This is a genomic window from Paenibacillus sp. JNUCC 35, from assembly GCF_058269095.1.
Genome location: NZ_CM177771.1, coordinates 1,308,164 through 1,325,209, shown reverse-complemented (window position 1 = coordinate 1,325,209; position 17,046 = coordinate 1,308,164). Strand labels below are relative to the sequence as shown.

The following is a 17,046-nucleotide window of genomic DNA, read 5'->3' as shown; positions in this document are numbered from 1 at the left end:
GGTTCTTTGGGCTGCAAGGAACGGTTTTACTTCACTTTGCCTTCCGTCAGGCGCATGAATTCGTTCACGTCTTCGATAACGGTATCGACCGCGCTCTGCCAGAAATCCGGCTGGGTCAGATCGACGCCGAGATGCTTATGAGCCAGCTCTTCGACCGTCATGCTGCCGGTATCCCGGAGAAGCGCCGCGTATTTGTCCTCGAACGCGGTTCCTTCTTCGAGCGCACGCGCATAAATGCCCGCGCTGAACAGGAAACCGAACGTATACGGGAAGTTGTAGAACGGCACATCCGTCGCGTAGAAGTGCAGCTTCGCCGCCCAGAAATGAGGGTGATAAGCGCTGAGCGAATCGTTGAACGCTTCTTTCTGCGCCTGGACCATCAGTTCGCTGAGGCGGTCTGCGCTTACGAGACCTTTTCGGCGCTCGTCGTAGAAGTTGGTCTCGAAAATAAACCGGGCGTGAATGTTCATGAAGAACGCGACCGCGCGCTGAATTTTGTCTTCCAGCAGGACGATGCGCTCCTCGTCGCTGACAGCCGCTTTTACAGCCGCGTCGGAGACGATCAGCTCCGCGAAGGTGGAAGCCGTCTCCGCCACGTTCATGGCGTATTCCTGGGCCAGCGCCGGCATATCATCCATCAGATACTGATGGAAGCCGTGGCCGAGCTCGTGAGCGAGCGTGGACAGGTTGTTCAGTGTTCCGCTGTAGGTCATGAAAATGCGCGTCTGCTTCGCCAGCGGGAACGACGTACAGAAGCCGCCCGGACGCTTGCCTGCGCGGTCTTCCGCTTCGATCCAGCGGTTCTCGAACGCTTCCGCGGCATAATCCGCCAGACGCGGGCTGAAGTCGCGGAACTGGTCGACGATCAGCTTGGCGCCTTCGTCGTAGCCGATGGTCTTCGTTCCGCCTTCCAGAGGGGCGTCCACATCCGCCCACGCCAGCTTTTCAAGGCCCAGCAGCTGTGCTTTGCGGTTCAGATAATCGACGAGCACGCCCTTATTGCGGGTAATGACGTCCCACATCACATCGAGCGTCTGCTTGCTCATGCGGTTAATTTCAAGCGGTTCTTTATGTACGGAATCCCAGCCGCGCTGTTTGTAAACCTGCAGCCTGAAGCCGGCGATATGATTGAGAGCCTCCGCCGCAAAGTCGGCTTTCTCGGCCCATGCCTCTTCCCACTGGTTGAAAAGCTCGGTGCGCTTCGCAAGCTCCGGCGTATGCAGGCGGTTAAAGGCCTGGCCCGCCGACAGCTCCTGGCGCTCGCCGTTTTCTTCCACCACCATACGGAACTGGCCCACCGTCGTGTTGTAAAGGTCGTTCCAGCCGTGATAGCCGTCAACGGCCAAGTCGCTGATCAGCGCTTCCTGCTCCGGCGGAAGCTTCTCTTTCGCCTGCGTTCTGCGCTCGTTCAGGGAAAACGCGATCTCGCGGAGACCTTCCTGCTCAAGCAGAGCGCTCCAGACGTCATCCGGCGTTCCCGTGATCACAGGGTCCAGACGGGTCAGAGATGCCAGGAAATCGGCATAGAGCGTTTTCACTTTACCGCCGAGCTGGACGGCTTTCTTATCCTTCTGATTATCGGCCGCGAGGCAGCCTACGAATGAATCCGCTTCACGAATCCGTTTTAAGATGCCCTGATACTGATCTATTAGCGCCTTAAAGTCAGCCGAATCGCCGGCGGTTTGAGGGGACGACGCTTTCTCGAGACTGGCGCGGAATGCGGCGATATCGCCGTCCAGGTCGTTCAGAAACGAGGCAAACTGGGGAGATTCGCTGCCGCCCGGGAAAAATACGTCCAGATCCCAAGTCTGATTCAACGGTGTATGCATGTGTAATCCACCTTTCCGATTAGAGGGTAAAGAGCAAATTGACCTACGGTAACATTAAACCATAAACCTCCTTCAAACAAAAGAAGGGTCTTCCGCCTTGTTGTGAGAGGACCCCTGATAGGATACAGTATGGAAGAGGGACCGTTTATTCACCCAATTGCTTCTTCCTAAGAAATATGCTATCAATAGATAAAAAGAACCATTTTTCCCGAAGAAAGGATAGGTCTAATGAAACCCTTGAACATTTCTCCGGACACGGCGGTGAAGCTTGCCAAGCACCTGGGCGTACCGCTCGAGCACCTGATGCACATGCCCCAGCATATTTTGCTGCAAAAGCTGGCCGAGCTCGCTTCGTCCATGCCCGATAAAGATCCGGCACCGGATTCCGAAAGTGAAACGAAGTAAAATGATGCTTCCTTTTAGTCATACATGGCCTTATGAAACCGTTTTGAAAGATATTTATGTAGCCGAATGCCCGTTCTGCAGCCAATCTAACGTTCTCCTGCCTTTAAGGACCAAAGACTTACTTCCGATCCATGAAGGCAAGAAAAGACTTCTTGTGTTTCCCTGCTGCCGTGAGAAAGTGACGCTGGTGGACACGGACACGGATTATTTGCTTGCGGACCGGCCTTTCAGAAAACGGTAAGACGAGCCATCCATTGCAATAACGAGGAGTGGTTCCGCTTGAGTGAATATCTGGTTGCCCTCACCATTGCTTGTACCCTGGTCACCCTCAGCTATCTGGCGCTGAAAATACAGCGCATGCATTTTTTTGAAAATTATGAAAAAATAGCTTCACCCGTACTGACCGGCCTGGCCTGTATTTTGCTGATGCAGCAGCCGCTCTCGCTGGATACGGGCGCCGTAGACCTGCGCTACCTTCCCGTCGTCATGGCGGGGCTCCGCTACGGGCTCGGCAACGCCTTGTTCTCCACCCTGCTCCCCACGATCTATGGCTTCCTGACGGCGGAAGATTCCATGTGGATGATGCAGACGCTGCAAAGCTTGATTATCCCGGCTGTTCTCAGTTCGGGCTTTCATCGTTCGGAATTCAGGACCGGCAGCAAGCTGATCCCGATCCGGGCGGGGTTGAAAATCAGCGTGCTCCTGTTCCTGACCCAGGTCGTCATTTACGCGGCCGTGCATACGGGAGGACACGCGCTGAGCGAATCGTACCCGCTGCTGTTTATGTCCGTCGTGTCGGCTGCCTCCGTCTGCCTCCTGATCGGGATGAGCAACGACGAAAACGCCAAGTGGCTGACCCAGCGCAAACTCGAGATGAAAGCAAGCCAGGATCTGCTTACGGGGCTCCCGAATCTGAGGAGCTTTTTTGAAATAGCGGGACGAACGCTCGGCTTCCGTGCGGTTTCCATTTTTATGATCGACATCGACAATTTCAAGCAGTATAACGACTGCTGGGGCCACCTTCACGGGGATCAGCTTCTCCGGGAAACGGGACGCCTGCTTAAGAATGTGGTCGCGGAGCACGATTACATCGCCCGTTACGGGGGCGAGGAATTCATCCTTATGAGCACGGAGACCGATCCCGTCAAGCTGCGGGAATATGCCGAGAAAATCCGGCTTGCCGTTGCGGCTTATCCGTTCGAGCATGCGGAAACGACGCCCGTCACCGTCTCGATCGGCATTTCTGCCGCCGCGGATGCCGCTGCGGATCTGCAGCTGCTGATCGATGAAGCGGACCGTGCCCTGTATATCTCCAAAAATACGGGTAAAAACAGGATTACCCTGTGCAGCGAATCTCCGGAGCCTGCGCTCCTGGAACAACAAAACGCTTATTGAAGTACCATGCGAAAGAGAGCATGCGTGTTTCAATAAGCGTTTTGAAATTTTAAAGGGCTAGAGGAGCATTCCTGCCGGACGTGTTCTTCCCCTTATTCCTGATTCACGAAATGATAGGCCGGCGCCTGCAATCTTGCAAGCAGGATCCCCGCCAAATCATCGGGAAGACCGATTTCCCGGGCAGCCTCGCGCATGCAGGACAGCCAGGCATCCGCCCTGTCTCTCGTAACGGGAAAAGGCATATGGCGCGCCCGCATCATCGGATGTCCGTGCTCCATCGTATAAAGCATGGGCCCTCCGAAAAATTGGGTGAGAAACTGAATTTGTTTCTCCATCACCGGACGGATATCCTCCGGAAACAGAGGACCGAGCAGCGGATTCTCCTGTACTTTCGGATAGAAGGCTTCCACCAGCCTGCGAAGGACAGGCTCCCCGCCCATGCGCTCGTACAGCGTTGTCGTTGAATCATTGATATTCATGCTGAGGTCATCCTTTGGCAACTAAAATCGTCGGCGCAGATTAACCTGAGGACACCGGCGCTAAACAGACCTGACTGCTCGGCTCAATATCCTTCCAGATCGTCTTCCGCCGCATTTATAAGGGCTTCCCTTATCACGTAAACAAAAAAGCATACCAGCAGTCCAGAAATTACTCCAGCCATAAGTTTCACTCCCACGGTTACAGGATGAAAAACCAGGTTTAGTACCATTGTACCATACTTAAGTTCAACTTCCAGTGTTTTCGAAAAACATAAGTATACGCTTACAAAAAACATGTTTCTCTCCCTGCGCACATATACGTTAGGGAGGAGGTGTACAAACCCCATGTCGAGGCGTTCCGTCTTTACCCTTATTCCTTTGTGTGTCCTGATCATCGGCATCGCTGCGCTTATGGTTGCCTATCCCCGTGAAAGTCTTGCGGCTGCGTTTCACGGCGTCGCCATCTGGTGGGGCGTGCTCTTTCCGGCCTTATTCCCTTTCTTCGTTATTTCCGAGGTGCTTCTCGGATTCGGAATCGTCCATTTCTTCGGAATGATCTTCGATCCCATGATGCGTCCCGTTTTTCGTATACCCGGAATCGGCGGATTCGTGGTGGCCATGGGCTTCGCCTCCGGCTATCCGGTCGGAGCGAAGCTGACTTCGCAGCTCTGGAAGGACAGGCTCGTCAACCGGGAGGAAGGCGAGCGCCTTGTCGCCTTCACGACGAGCTCCGATCCCATCTTCCTCATCGGAGCCGTCTGCGTCGGCTTCTTCCATGACGCTTCCCTCGCCGCCGTGCTCGCGGCCGCCCATTACGGGGGCGCCCTGCTTGTCGGCTTTCTGATGCGGTTCCATGGAAGAGGGGCTCCTTCAACGCCCGCTCCGCGTGCTGCCGCAGGCAATCGTTCGTCCGTCTGGGCCCGCGCCTTCAAAGCGATGCACAAGGCCCGGCTGGAAGACGGACGGCCTTTCGGCACTTTGCTGGCCCAAGGGGTTCGGAATTCGCTGAACCTGATTTTTCTGCTGGGCAGCCTCGTCGTTTTTTTCTCCGTCGTACTTGAAATGCTAACCCTGAGCGGTGTCATTCACATGCTCTCCGGGCTGCTGCGCATGTTCCTAAGCGTACTTCAACTTCCTCCGGCCCTCTCAGATGCGCTGATCGGGGGCACGTTCGAAGTTACGCTCGGCGCCAAAGCGGCAGGCAGCATGGGTGATTCGACCCTGCTCGTATTCAAGACAGCCGCGGCCGCCTTCATTCTTTCCTGGGGAGGGCTATCCGTTCATGCCCAGATCGTGAGCGTCCTGAGCCAGACGAACATGCGTTACGCGCCATTTTTGACGGCCCGCATTCTGCATAGTTTACTCGCTTCGCTGCTTGTGTTTGTGCTGTGGAAACCGATGCGGCCCATCGGAGTTCTTCTGGAGAACACCCTGCCTGCCGGAAAATTCGGAACGGACGGCGGTACCGGATGGCTGACGCTTTTTCCGCTCTCTTTCGTTGTCTTCGCTGGTTCCCTGTTCATTTTATTCTCGCTTTATCTTCTTCACTCCTTCCTGAAACGAACTGTTTGAAAGAATATTCTGTCAATTCATCTTATGAATCGGCCTTGCAAAAAGTGAACGGTCAGCCGAAGCCTCGGCAGCCTTGCCGCATCGTAAGAAACCTCAGCCTTCGGCGCGGAAACGGCGAATTATGGGCGTCCGAGCAAATAAGCATCCCCGCCGCTGCTCTTTCCAGTAAAGCTTTACAGGGTCTAAGCATTGTGTTATCGGCCGTAATTGATTATTATGAGAAAAGAAGGTTCGTTATGAATGAGTGTACCTAATCTGGATGCCGCCGCACGGAACCATGGTGATAATGATGAATTGGACGTATGCGCTGACCCAACATATTCTCGTACCGAAAACGGAATGCAAGCTGATCATTGTCGGAGAAACCGCCGATGGTCAGCCCTTTTGCTTGGAAACCCGCGTGGTTTTGCGCGAAGCCGGCTTGGACTTTTTTTCGGTGCATGTATATTTTGATCTCGCCAATCCGCTTGATAAGCTGGAGCAGATTTCTTTTATCGAATTCTCCTTCCAGGATCAGGGGATCAATTACTATTCTTTTGTCGATCTTGTACAGCTTGACCCGGGAGTCTCCTCTTGCGTGCTGAAGCTCGTCTCTCCGCAGGAGCTGTACTCCTATCAAAACCGCAGGCACTGCAGGAAGCCTCTGCCTCCGCACACGAACGCCACATGCTGTGTGATCGGAGCCCGGCAGCGTTCCGCCGAGGAAACGCCCGCCTTTATTGGGCAGCTTCTGGAAATCAGCCGAAGCGGCACTTCTATGATCACTCCGCACAGGATGATCGAATCCCTAATGTTGGAATTATCCTTCCATTTGCCTGAAGTTGAAGCTCCGCTTCTCCTGACAGGCGAAGTTCGGAGCAGCACGCCCTTCAGCAGCGATTCTTATCGCGTCGGCATTGAATTTCATGACGTTCCGATTTCGTCATTGAATCTCATTGATACCTATTGCGAACAAACATCTTCTTAGGAGGAACCGTGTTGAAATATTTCTTAGTGCAGCGTCAGGATGATGTATCCGCCGGTCTGGCCCGCCGTTTCCACGAATTGGCCGGACAATACGGCATGGAGCTCGACGAACAGGAACCCGAGGTTGTTGTATCCATAGGCGGAGACGGCACCATGCTGATCGCCTTCCACCAATTTGCGGATAAGCTGGACCGTATTTCTTTTGTGGGCATTCATACCGGGCATCTCGGTTTTTTTGCCGACTGGAAACCCGACCAGCTCGATTACCTGGTAGAGCTTATGCATAACGGAGAAATCAATCAGGACATGCGCATTGTTCAATACCCTATTCTGGAAATTGAAATTCATTCTTCCCAAGGTGTAGAGCAGCGTCTGGCTTTAAATGAATTCACGTTAAAAGGAATCGAGAACACACTTGTCGCCCAAATCGACATCAACGATGAAATGTTCGAGATGTTCCGCGGAGACGGCATTTGCGTGTCCACTCCATCGGGCAGCACCGCTTACAACAAAAGTCTGGGTGGCGCCATCGTGCATCCGTCTCTGGCCGCTATCCAGATTGCCGAGATTGCGTCCATCAACAACCGCGTCTACCGGACGCTCGGCTCGCCGATGCTGCTTCCGATGCATCACCACTGCGACATTTACCCCAAATCGAAGCACCCGGTTTACCTGGCGTTCGATTATCAATATGTGCAGCGCAGCGATGTGGAGTCGATCCGGTGCCGGGTGAGCCCGAATCTGAAGGTGAAATTCGCCCGCTACCGCCCGTTCCCGTTCTGGAACCGGGTCCGCGAAGCGTTCATCGGCCAAGAATTTCAATAATGTTTTTCACGGGTGCCCCAGACGGCTCCCGCAAATAGCGAACGGGACGTTCCCGGCAAGCTTACGCTGCCGGAACGTCCCGTTTTTTTTGTGCTTGGTTTCGGTTTATGATTTACGACGTCCGGTCTGGCTTTCCGCCACCAAGGAATTTCCCTCGGCTGCCGTTTGCTGAATTTTCAACGATATGTCCATTACTGTATTCTCATTCATACTGGGCTGGAGCCTAGGAGAAAGTCTGGACTTGAGCTTGTTCTGATCAGAGCGGAGCGATTGCTATACTTCTAAATGGTTATACATATTTTGAAAAAGGAGCTGCAATCATGATAAGTAACTTTGACAGCACGCCCGCCAGAGAGTCAGGAGAGGAGAAGGAGCGTATTCGTTTGGCCAGGAAGGGACTTCTCGTTTTCTTCGCAATACTCATCCCTCTTTCCATGCTTGGCTATGTGCTGACTATGAAATACCCGATCTTTGTCCTGTTCCTGATGTGGACACCCGGCTTGTCCTCCATCTTCACCCGTTTGCTGCTGCATGAAGGCATAGCGGATATTTCCCTGCGGGTCGGAGGACGGCGTACACTGAAGACTTTGCCTTTTATACTGCTGTTTCCGGTAGCCATCGGCCTGGTTGCGTACGGGATTGCTTGGATTACGGGACTGGTACAATACGTCACACCGGACACATACATAAAGGCCCCACCTGTAGTTATATTTCTGGGACTTTTGCTCACACAAATGGTTGTCGGCACAATCGTAGGCCTCATCGGCAGTGTCGGAGAGGAGCTTGGCTGGCGGGGCTATATGCTCCCTCGGCTGATGGACGCCCGCGTTCCCTACCCGATGCTGACCAGCGGGATCATCTGGGGAATATGGCATCTTCCCTTGATGATTGCCGGGAATTATTATTCCGGTCCCTACCTCGCTCTCTCCGTTTTTTTATTTATGATTTCGGTCACCTCCTTCAGTTACATTCTTGGGCGTCTGCGGCTAACAACCGGCAGTGTATGGCCTGCGTTCTTCCTGCATGCCTCCTGGAATGCCGTGATCCAGGACGTCTTCGATTCATTCTCCAAAGGTGAGAATGTACTGCTCTGGACGGGAGAGTCGGGGATTTTAGTAGCTCTTGCCTTACTAACAGCGGCATGGTTCATTTCGAGGAAACCGATGAGCGTGAGGCGGTTGTAAACTGCACCCCAATTGTACTAACAATTGAAGGTACAGTTTTTTAGGTGGAAGTCTGTCTGTAAAAAGCTCCTCGGACGTATAGGGCTAAAACGTGTAAATGCTTATCGTAATTCAGCCGTTTAACGTGTTTGGATTCATGAGTAATCTCGATCTCTTTTTTATGGGTAATAAAAAATGACGGAGAATGAGCATGCTCTTTCTCCGTCTTTTCATAAACCGGCAGCTACGGGAGCTACCTAAAAACCGTGCTGTGCTTTTAAGAAAGCACAGAGTAAACTCAAAGCCGGATAGGCGCCTGGGGCGATGGCTGATTCCGCTGTTCTTAACTAATCCACAGGAATGCCGTACGACAAGTCAATACGATATCCGCCCCAAAAAAAGCCCGCACCGATTCAACCTAAAATCCTGAGGGTAAGGATCACTTGTAACATTATACTAGCCTTATACAAGGAGGCGTTAACGATGACAGAACAAAATCATATGGTCGACAAAAACGGAACTTTGGATACAGGTAAAGTAAATGATGTCATGAATCGCATGGATACGGGTGAGAAAGATCAGATTCTGAAAAACTTCGAGAAGTTCAAATCTTACCTGGGAAGCCGCGTCCACCTGGGTGAAAGCCTCGGTCTGGGTGAAGAGCAGCTCGCCAAAACGGCCGAGAAAGTAGCAGGCTACCTGGCTGCTCACGAGGAACCCCGCAATGCGGAGGAAAATCTGCTCAGAGAGCTATGGAATGTAGGCCGCGACGAAGAGCGTCATATGCTCGCTCACATGCTGGTCCGCCTGGCTCAAAAAGCGAACAAAGCAAACTGATTGTTGCCGGACATGCCCTTTGCCGGAAGGGCACACATATAAAAACCCTCTGTTTGTCCTTATGCGTAAATAAGGACAAACAGAGGGTTTTGCTTTTGCTTGGCAATCTGAATTATTCGGAAGATTCCGGACCGGTTGGCGGAGCCGGAGTTTCGGCCGCTTGGGAAGGCTTAGGACGGTTGTTGTTCTGGTTGTTGTTCTGGTTGTTGTTCTGGTTGTTGTTCTGGCCCTGACCGCCGCCCTGACGCTGATTGTGCGGCTTGCCGTCGGTCGAACGCTCACCGCGCTGCTGATCCCCGCGGGGCTGTCTGGGCGGACGCGGTTTGCCCTGCTTCTGGGAAACCTGGGCATCCGCACGGCCACCGTCCTGCTGGCGCTGAGAGCGGTTCGAAGAGCCTCTCTGCTCCTGCCGGGATTCTCTAGCCTCCTGCTTATGGTCGGCACGCGGCTCCCGGGTATCGCTTTTGCCTTCACGGGACTCCTGCTTGGCCTCCGCTCTGGAAGTACCCTGTCCCTGGCCCTGATGTCTGGAAGGCTTGGGAGTTCCCTCCGCCGCAGCTTCTTCCTCCGTCTGTTCGGGCGGGGTATGCTTGCCCGGAAGCTTTTCAAGAATAAAATAAGCGCATCCGAAGTTGCAGTATTCGTTCAAATAATCCTGAAGATAGACAATCGAAGATTCCTTGCCCGCTTTGCTGTGATTCTCACGGAAAAATCCTCTGAGGCGCAGCTGATTATAGCCCCAGTCACCCACTATATAATCGTAACGTTCGAGCACTTCGCTGTAACGGTCCCGGAAAACTTCCTGATTCCAACCGTTCCGGTGTTCGGTGACCAGCTCGTACCCTCTGCCTCCGATATGAATCATGTCCCAATTCCTCCCCTGTATCCCGGCGTCGGTTACGGAGCGGACGTCTGTGAGGCCGATCGAACCTGCTCATGTGCATGGTACGAGCTGCGGACGAGCGGGCCGGATTCCACATGCTTGAATCCGCGCTTCATTCCTTCTTCCTTCAACAGAGCGAACTGCTCCGGCGTATAATATTTTTCTACGGCCAAATGTTTTCTGGTCGGCTGCAAGTATTGTCCGATCGTCATAATGTCGCAGTCGTGACGGCGCAAATCGTCCATGGTCCGCAGGATTTCATCCCACTCCTCGCCCACCCCGATCATAATGCTGGACTTCGTCGGAATGTCCGGGTTCATCTTCTTCGCCCGCGCCAGCAGCTCAAGGGAGCGGCTGTATTTGGCTTTGGCCCGGACGTGATCGGACATGCGCTCAACGGTTTCGATGTTGTGGTTCAGAATGTCGGGTTTCGCGTCCATCACGATCTGCAGGGAAGCTTCATCGCCCATAAAATCGGGAATCAGCACTTCCATGCTGCAGAACGGCACTTTACTCCGCACGGCGCGGATCGTCTCGGCGAAAATCGTCGCGCCGCCGTCTTTCAGATCATCGCGCGCAACGGACGTTACGACGCAGTGTTTGAGCCCCATCTGAGCGGCGGCGTCGGCTACGCGTTCCGGCTCTTGAAGGTCGAGCTCGGTCGGCAGGCCGGTTTTAACGGCGCAAAAACGGCAGGCGCGGGTACAAATGTCCCCGAGGATCATGAAAGTGGCCGTACGATTCGCCCAGCATTCGTGAATGTTGGGGCATTTCGCTTCTTCACATACCGTATGGAGCGTTTTGGAACGCATCATGTTTTTCAAATCTTTAAAGTTATCGTCGGTGTTCAGTTTTATTTTCAGCCATTCCGGCTTACGCTGTAACGGTTTAGTTGCCATTGCTTGCTCCACCTTTTGTTCGCAAGGGTTGTAAGGCCTTGCGTTTTTTCTTGTAACGTTCCCGATCCGAATACTCGCCAATTCATTCAAGGCAAGAAACCTGACAGAAGCCGGGCTTTTTTTATTATAGCACGAATGTACAAACAATCCACGCCGCTTTTCTTCACTTCCGGCCGGGCATTTAATTGGGCCTCTGCGGGATAAATCCACCAAGCCTGTACATCCTAATGTCATCAGCACCAAGAAGAGGTGATTGCATGAAAGGAATACTGCCGTCCAAAAGGCTGCTTGCGGGCTTATTAACGGCGTGCCTCGCGGCAGGCCCCCTCACGGCGACGGCAGCCGAGCCGGTCAAGGTGCCTCCTCCGGCCGCCAAACCGCAGCAGCCGCCGGATGCCGAACGCAAAGAGCTCCTGCAGAAGGTAAGTGAAATTACAGGGATACCGTGGCCCCTGCTTGCAGCTGTGAACCGCTATGAATATACGATGAACAAAAGCCGCAAAAAAGACACTCCCGAAAGGCTTATCGACATCGACTTTCCCGAACTCACCTGGGTCGGCATGCTTAACCCCGACCATGAAGACACCGACCAGGGGAGCATCTCCTTTTTCGGCGGCGTCGGAGTGGACGGGTCGGGCGACGGTCTGGCCGACCGCGGCAACGACCTTGATCGTCTGGCCTCGATGGCCAGGCTGATGCTGCGTCACGGAAACGATCCCGAAGATATCCGCATTGCCTTGTGGGAGCATTATTCCAATACGCGCAGCGTCGAACGCATTGAACAATTTGCGGATATCTACGAAAAATTCGGGACACTCAGTCTTCACGAGCATGCTTTCCCCTTTCCGGTCAAGGCGGAATATTCCTACCGCAGCACATGGGGAGCGAGGCGGGGCTGGGGCGGTTTTCGTATCCACGAGGGAACGGACTTGTTCGCCGGATACGGAGTTCCGGTGCGCAGCACCAGCTACGGCATCATAGAAGTAAAGGGCTGGAACCCTTACGGAGGCTGGCGGATCGGTATACGCGATCTCGATAATATTTATCATTATTACGCGCACCTTTCCGGATTCGATAAAAAAATCAAGGAAGGCGACGTCGTAGCGCCCGGACAAGTCGTCGGCTGGGTCGGCAGCTCGGGGTACGGAAAGCCCGGTACCTCCGGTAAATTTCCGCCTCACCTTCATTTCGGCATGTACCGGGACAGGGGCCTGGCGGACTGGCCCTTCGACCCTTACCCGTCGCTGAAGAAATGGGAGCGCGAGGAATTTAAAAAAAGAGCGGCGGGGAAATGACCCCCTCCCTCTTCCGCATCCGCCGGCCCCTATGAGTCAACAAACAGGCCTTCTCTGAAGAGAGGGCCTGTTCTGTTCCCGGCGTTCCTTGCCGGCAAAGACGGGCCGAGCCCGACAGAAGCTTACCGCACAGCTATTCGCACCGCGCGAAGCTCCCGGCACGCGGTGTTTGCCGCCGCATGACGGCGGTCAACCACAGCTGCCCGTAATAAGGCGAAAAGAGGCGGGCTTAGGCAGCTTAGGGCAACCTCCTTCAAACGGCTGTCCGCCCGGATTACTCCGCCTTTTTCTCGACCGCCCCCTCGGGCTTGGTTACTCCTTCCGTATGAGCGCCGGGCTGCTGCTTTTCGCCGCTTCCCGCTGTCGGCTGTCCTTTGAGATTGGGCAGCGAAATGCTCGGGGGAACCGCATCCTTGCTCGACCCGACGGGATTCCCTTTGTTGTCGAAATAATACATAGGCACGTCGCCGACAACAAGCGAATAGGAAATCGGAATTTCGGTTTCGACGATTTCGGGTTCGGAATCGAACGGGATGATGACAGAGACCTCGGCGACGATCCGGATATAGACTTCGACGAGAATCATGTTGATGCCCGCGTTTTCATGACGGGTACTGAGATCCACCTTAACGGCCCCTGCCGGCGTAATCCGGATCGGGATATTCGGACCGAAAGAAGCGAGAATGGCGCTTCCCATCGCCTGCCCGAGAGGGATATGCTCGGGAATCGCCGTCAGCCGGTTCAGCTGGCTTTGAACGGCCCCGCGGGTTTCGGCGGTAATCCGCATATGCTCGGAATAATTAAGCATAAAGCCGGATACTTTGCCGCTGCTGTCCGTTTTCCAGTCGATCAGCTTCTCGAAGTCCGTTCCTCTGGAAATCCTATCGGAAATCGCTTCATTGATGGATTCGGTGGCGATCTGCTTAACCCGCACTTTCGCCAGATTCATCAGCGGGGGCTTCAAATTCCGCTCGATCATAATAAATGACTGCAGCGAGACAAGCATAAAAATGAGCAGCACGATGAACAGCCTTTTTTTCCAGCCTTGTTTGCGGGTCGGCCTGCTCTTCCATCTTTGCCGGATCATCCGTGTTCCTCCCTGTCCTGCGGCATTACTAATACCCTATGCAGGCTCGTTTTAAAAAAGAAGGCTCTTCCCGGTTGTCTGTCCCGTTCCAACAGGATATGATACAATCAGCAATTAAATCATGGAAGCTATAACGGAGGCAGCTATGCTCACTTTTGAACAAAAAATCGCCATTATGGAATCTTTCCCTGAACTCCAGCGGAAAAACGTGTCTCTCGGACGTGTCAATTTTCATTACGAAGACAGCGCTTATGATAAAAAAACGGTCGGCTACCATTTTCATCCGAACGGAAACGGGTACATTTATGCCGGGCAGATTAAGGGCGCCGAAACGGACGACAAAGGTCTCGTCAACATCCGGGACTACACGGAAGAGCAGCTTCGAAATATCGCCGACGCTGCGATCCGGTCGTTAACCGCCGGCGCTGGAACATCCGGCACGGCAGATAACATAACCGGCTCTTCGGGGTATGACGAACAAACCTGGGAAAACGCCGACGGACACGTGCTGACGGTCAAGCCGGAAGATGACATGTGGTTTATTCATGCGGGACTGAACCTGGATTCCGTTTTTGAAAGCTACGAAGAAGCGGTGGAGTATCTGGAAGAGGAAGGCTTTGCGCGTAAGAAGTGAGGGCACCCAGCCGTAAACGACCGGCGGCGCTAAATTAAAAAGAAGAGCCTCTTCTTCAAAAGGAGGCTCTTCTTCTTGTGTCATGAAATTCAATCGGCGAGGCTAAACGGATGAGCCGGCAAGCCGCTGCCGTGACGCCTCGAAAAGCAGCACCGTCGTCGCCATCGCCACGTTGAGCGACTCCGCCTGCCCCTGCATCGGGATAATCACCCGATGCGTGGCAAGCTCCCCGGCCGCCGCGGACACTCCGCGGCCTTCGTTGCCCACCACGAGCCAGGTCGGGCGGGTCATATCGAGCGCATAGCAGCTCGAATCCGCCTGTAGGCTCGTGACGACGATCTGCCGGCCCGCTTCGCGCGCGGCCGGCAGAAGCTCCTGCAGATCCGCCTCCACGATCGGCAGATGAAACAGCGATCCCATCGTCGAGCGGATCGCTTTGGGGTTGTACAGGTCGACGGTCCCCCGTCCGAGCACGACCGCAGAGGCGCCGACCGCAGAGGCGCTGCGGATAATCGTGCCCAGGTTCCCGGGGTCCTGGACCCCGTCGACCACGACTACGAGATCGCTGCCTGTATCCGCCAGCAGCGTCTCGGCCGGCTCCGCCGGCTTGTCCACCACCGCGAAGATTCCCTGCGGTGTCTCCGTGTCGGTGCAGCGCTCCATGATCGGGCGCGTCACCGACACGGTCTCTATCCCGGCCGCCTCGGCATGGTCCGCCAGCGTGCCGGGCAGGCCCTTGTCCGCCTCGTACACGAGGGTGCGGACAGGAGCGCCGGCGCGGACGGCCTCTTCGACGAGATGAATCCCCTCGATGAGGAACGCGCCCGCTTTCTGCCGGCCTTTGCGGTCCAGCAGCCCGGCCCATTCTTTCACTCTATTGTTCTGCACGGACGTGATGTCCGGCTGATTGTATGCTTGTGTCATGGTTGATTTACTCCGAATATTCGACTTCAAAACGTTTTAAATCTTTGTTGTTGCCGAGCACGATCAGAATTTCCCCGGGCTGGATAGGCGTTTCGACGGGCGGAGGAATAATCAGCTGCTCCTGCCGCTTGATGGCGATCACGTTGCACTGAAATTTCGCGCGAAGATCGAGATCTCGCAAATTTTTACCGACCATCCGGTCGTTGGCCTTCATTTCCAGAATGCTGTGTTCGCTCGACAACTCGATATAATCCAGAATATTGGGCGATATGAGATGATGGGCAACCCTTTGCCCCATATCCCGCTCGGGATAAATGATTTTATCCGCGCCTATCTTGCGCAGCACCTTGCCGTGAAGATCGTTAGCCGCTTTAACGACGATGGTCGGAATCCCGATGTCTTTCAGGAGAAGCGTAGCCAAAATGCTGGCCTGTATATTTTCACCGATTGCCACGACGACAACGTCGAAATTGCGTATACCGAGCGCTCTCAAGGCCTCTTCGTCGGTGCAATCCACTTGTACGGAATGCGTGACAACCGTGGATATTTCCTGGATGCGCTCTTCGCTGTGATCCAGCGCCAGAACCTCGAATCCGAGTCCCGTCAAGTTTTTGGCTACCGACGATCCGAAACGGCCCATTCCGATGACCGCAAACTGTTTTTTCATGGCATTCCATCCTTACGCTTTAGGATACCTGATTCTGAAGTTTATTATAGCATGATTGCTTCCGTTTTCGAGCATATTAAAGACGAAACCACACGGAAGCGAGGCGTATAAGGCATGATCCTCAGTTTGCGGCAAGCGATTTTTCAACGGGTCGAAGGAAAGTCCAATGACGAGCTGAAAGAAATCATCGACGATTCCATTGACGGCCAAGAGCAGGCACTTCCGGGACTCGGTGTTTTATTCGAAGTGATTTGGAAAAATATCGATTCCGAGAAGCAGTCCGAGCTTGTTTCGGCATTGCACGATCATTTGACTTAAACCCGGCTTATCATCGCCGATCTATTCCCGCCCGGGCGGTCGTCAACCGAAAGGCGGCAGCCCGCTGTTCGCCAGCCGGCTGCCGCCTTTTTAACTTTTTTTATAACCGGATCAGAATTTACAAAAGCTGTGTCCCGCCGGTTCCCTGCGCTCCGGGCTGCCGGTCAGAAAATGCTCTTCCCGCTCCCGAACCACCTTCAAAATATCATGAAATGTGGCAAACGGAAAAAAAGAGATTTCCTCCCGCGTCAAATAACGGGCCAGACTGCTGCGGGCAAAAACCCAGTCGGCATAGGCCGAGCCGTAAATATCGCTGCTGCCGTCACCTATATAAATGACCCGGCAGCCTTCTTCTTTCAGTTGGCGCACAACCCCGGATTTGCAGCAGCCGCACCAGGAGCAGGCCGGGTTCATGTTTTGCGTCCCCAACGTGTACGCGCCGTCCTCCCCGTATTGAATCGGATTGGAAATAACGGTGTCAACGGTGACGTGATTGGCGGCCATGATGCGGTCGATATAATATTTCATTCCGTCGCTGAGAATGGTCACGGGAATGCTTTTGGTTTTACAATACGCCAGAAATTCCTCGGCTCCGTCTCTCAAATTCATGCGGTCGGCGATGGCGTTCACTTCCTCCTGCCGGTCCCCCAGCAAGCCGTAGGACGTGTGGATCCATTCCCGTGAACCGATTTCTTTGTTCAAAAAACGCTCCAGCTTCCCCCGGACATCCGGACGGTCCTCCACGCCAAGTTCCTTCATCAGGGTCGCCCCTACATCCTGCTCCATCAAAGTACCGTCAAAATCGGTCACAACGACCAGTTGTCCCTTCTCCAATCGATATCCGCTCCCTTGCAGACCCCTCTATCCT

The 17,046-nt window shown here is 54.1% G+C and carries 19 protein-coding genes; 11 read left to right on the top strand and 8 right to left on the bottom strand.

Going from position 1 to position 17,046, the window contains the following annotated elements; translation table 11 throughout:
• Window positions 1-26: 26 nt before the first annotated feature.
• Window positions 27-1,829, bottom strand: a complete 1,803-nt coding sequence (locus AC2TF6_RS05950) for a M3 family oligoendopeptidase (protein ID WP_491310308.1) — start codon at window positions 1,827-1,829, stop codon at window positions 27-29.
• Between the two features lie 228 nt (window positions 1,830-2,057).
• Between AC2TF6_RS05950 and AC2TF6_RS05945 the strand changes: the two genes are divergently transcribed.
• The 3 genes from AC2TF6_RS05945 to AC2TF6_RS05935 are packed head-to-tail and all read left to right on the top strand — an operon-like array spanning window position 2,058 to window position 3,629.
• Window positions 2,058-2,234 carry a YycC family protein gene (locus AC2TF6_RS05945; RefSeq protein ID WP_491310307.1) on the top strand — a complete coding sequence of 59 codons (177 nt, stop codon included), beginning with the start codon at window positions 2,058-2,060 and terminating at the stop codon, window positions 2,232-2,234.
• A gap of 4 nt (window positions 2,235-2,238) precedes the next feature.
• Window positions 2,239-2,475, top strand: coding sequence for a hypothetical protein (locus AC2TF6_RS05940; protein WP_231392066.1), 237 nt, complete (start codon window positions 2,239-2,241; stop codon window positions 2,473-2,475).
• Window positions 2,476-2,513: 38 nt separating this feature from the next.
• Complete coding sequence (locus AC2TF6_RS05935) at window positions 2,514-3,629, top strand: GGDEF domain-containing protein (protein WP_491310306.1); 1,116 nt, start codon at window positions 2,514-2,516, stop codon at window positions 3,627-3,629.
• A gap of 92 nt (window positions 3,630-3,721) precedes the next feature.
• Here the strand turns inward: AC2TF6_RS05935 and AC2TF6_RS05930 are convergent, their stop codons facing one another.
• Entirely contained in the window at window positions 3,722-4,108 is a 387-nt protein-coding gene (locus AC2TF6_RS05930) for a globin domain-containing protein (protein WP_491310305.1), read from the bottom strand.
• Between the two features lie 345 nt (window positions 4,109-4,453).
• On the opposite strand from AC2TF6_RS05930, the gene ylbJ reads away from it, so the two are divergent.
• The 5 genes from ylbJ (at window position 4,454) to AC2TF6_RS05905 (ending at window position 9,471) form a co-directional block, all read left to right on the top strand.
• A complete protein-coding gene (ylbJ, locus tag AC2TF6_RS05925; RefSeq protein ID WP_491310304.1) occupies window positions 4,454-5,680 on the top strand; it encodes a sporulation integral membrane protein YlbJ in 1,227 nt (408 codons plus the stop codon).
• Window positions 5,681-5,966: 286 nt separating this feature from the next.
• Complete coding sequence (locus AC2TF6_RS05920) at window positions 5,967-6,647, top strand: PilZ domain-containing protein (protein ID WP_491310303.1); 681 nt, start codon at window positions 5,967-5,969, stop codon at window positions 6,645-6,647.
• An 11-nt stretch (window positions 6,648-6,658) separates the two neighbouring features.
• On the top strand, window positions 6,659-7,471 hold the full coding sequence (locus AC2TF6_RS05915) for an NAD kinase (protein WP_491310302.1): 813 nt from the start codon (window positions 6,659-6,661) through the stop codon (window positions 7,469-7,471).
• A 320-nt stretch (window positions 7,472-7,791) separates the two neighbouring features.
• Window positions 7,792-8,655 carry a CPBP family glutamic-type intramembrane protease gene (locus AC2TF6_RS05910; RefSeq protein ID WP_491310301.1) on the top strand — a complete coding sequence of 288 codons (864 nt, stop codon included), beginning with the start codon at window positions 7,792-7,794 and terminating at the stop codon, window positions 8,653-8,655.
• 462 nt (window positions 8,656-9,117) lie between these two features.
• Window positions 9,118-9,471 carry a DUF3243 domain-containing protein gene (locus AC2TF6_RS05905; protein WP_491310300.1) on the top strand — a complete coding sequence of 118 codons (354 nt, stop codon included), beginning with the start codon at window positions 9,118-9,120 and terminating at the stop codon, window positions 9,469-9,471.
• 112 nt (window positions 9,472-9,583) lie between these two features.
• On the opposite strand, the gene AC2TF6_RS05900 is transcribed toward AC2TF6_RS05905, so the two are convergent.
• Together AC2TF6_RS05900 and lipA are read right to left on the bottom strand one after the other, a co-directional pair.
• Window positions 9,584-10,336 carry a YutD family protein gene (locus AC2TF6_RS05900; RefSeq protein WP_491310299.1) on the bottom strand — a complete coding sequence of 251 codons (753 nt, stop codon included), beginning with the start codon at window positions 10,334-10,336 and terminating at the stop codon, window positions 9,584-9,586.
• 32 nt (window positions 10,337-10,368) lie between these two features.
• Window positions 10,369-11,253, bottom strand: a complete 885-nt coding sequence (gene lipA / locus AC2TF6_RS05895; RefSeq protein WP_491310298.1) for a lipoyl synthase — start codon at window positions 11,251-11,253, stop codon at window positions 10,369-10,371.
• Window positions 11,254-11,510: 257 nt separating this feature from the next.
• Between lipA and AC2TF6_RS05890 the strand changes: the two genes are divergently transcribed.
• Entirely contained in the window at window positions 11,511-12,548 is a 1,038-nt protein-coding gene (locus AC2TF6_RS05890; protein ID WP_491310297.1) for a M23 family metallopeptidase, read from the top strand.
• A gap of 274 nt (window positions 12,549-12,822) precedes the next feature.
• On the opposite strand, the gene yunB is transcribed toward AC2TF6_RS05890, so the two are convergent.
• On the bottom strand, window positions 12,823-13,635 hold the full coding sequence (gene yunB / locus AC2TF6_RS05885) for a sporulation protein YunB (protein WP_491310296.1): 813 nt from the start codon (window positions 13,633-13,635) through the stop codon (window positions 12,823-12,825).
• A gap of 145 nt (window positions 13,636-13,780) precedes the next feature.
• On the opposite strand from yunB, the gene AC2TF6_RS05880 reads away from it, so the two are divergent.
• Window positions 13,781-14,269 (top strand): hypothetical protein, encoded by a 489-nt coding sequence (locus AC2TF6_RS05880; protein WP_491310295.1) that lies wholly within the window; start codon window positions 13,781-13,783, stop codon window positions 14,267-14,269.
• A 102-nt stretch (window positions 14,270-14,371) separates the two neighbouring features.
• Here AC2TF6_RS05880 and AC2TF6_RS05875 read toward each other — a convergent pair whose 3' ends face one another.
• The gene (locus AC2TF6_RS05875; RefSeq protein ID WP_491311597.1) at window positions 14,372-15,193 is read right to left on the bottom strand and encodes a TrmH family RNA methyltransferase; all 822 of its coding nucleotides are present in this window, start codon (window positions 15,191-15,193) and stop codon (window positions 14,372-14,374) included.
• A gap of 7 nt (window positions 15,194-15,200) precedes the next feature.
• A complete protein-coding gene (locus AC2TF6_RS05870; protein ID WP_009673141.1) occupies window positions 15,201-15,860 on the bottom strand; it encodes a potassium channel family protein in 660 nt (219 codons plus the stop codon).
• Window positions 15,861-15,974: 114 nt separating this feature from the next.
• Here AC2TF6_RS05870 and sspI point away from each other — a divergent pair, with 114 nt between their 5' ends.
• Window positions 15,975-16,178 carry a small acid-soluble spore protein SspI gene (sspI, locus tag AC2TF6_RS05865; protein WP_491310294.1) on the top strand — a complete coding sequence of 68 codons (204 nt, stop codon included), beginning with the start codon at window positions 15,975-15,977 and terminating at the stop codon, window positions 16,176-16,178.
• A 111-nt stretch (window positions 16,179-16,289) separates the two neighbouring features.
• Here the strand turns inward: sspI and AC2TF6_RS05860 are convergent, their stop codons facing one another.
• Window positions 16,290-17,012, bottom strand: a complete 723-nt coding sequence (locus AC2TF6_RS05860; RefSeq protein WP_491310293.1) for an MtnX-like HAD-IB family phosphatase — start codon at window positions 17,010-17,012, stop codon at window positions 16,290-16,292.
• Window positions 17,013-17,046: the final 34 nt, after the last annotated feature.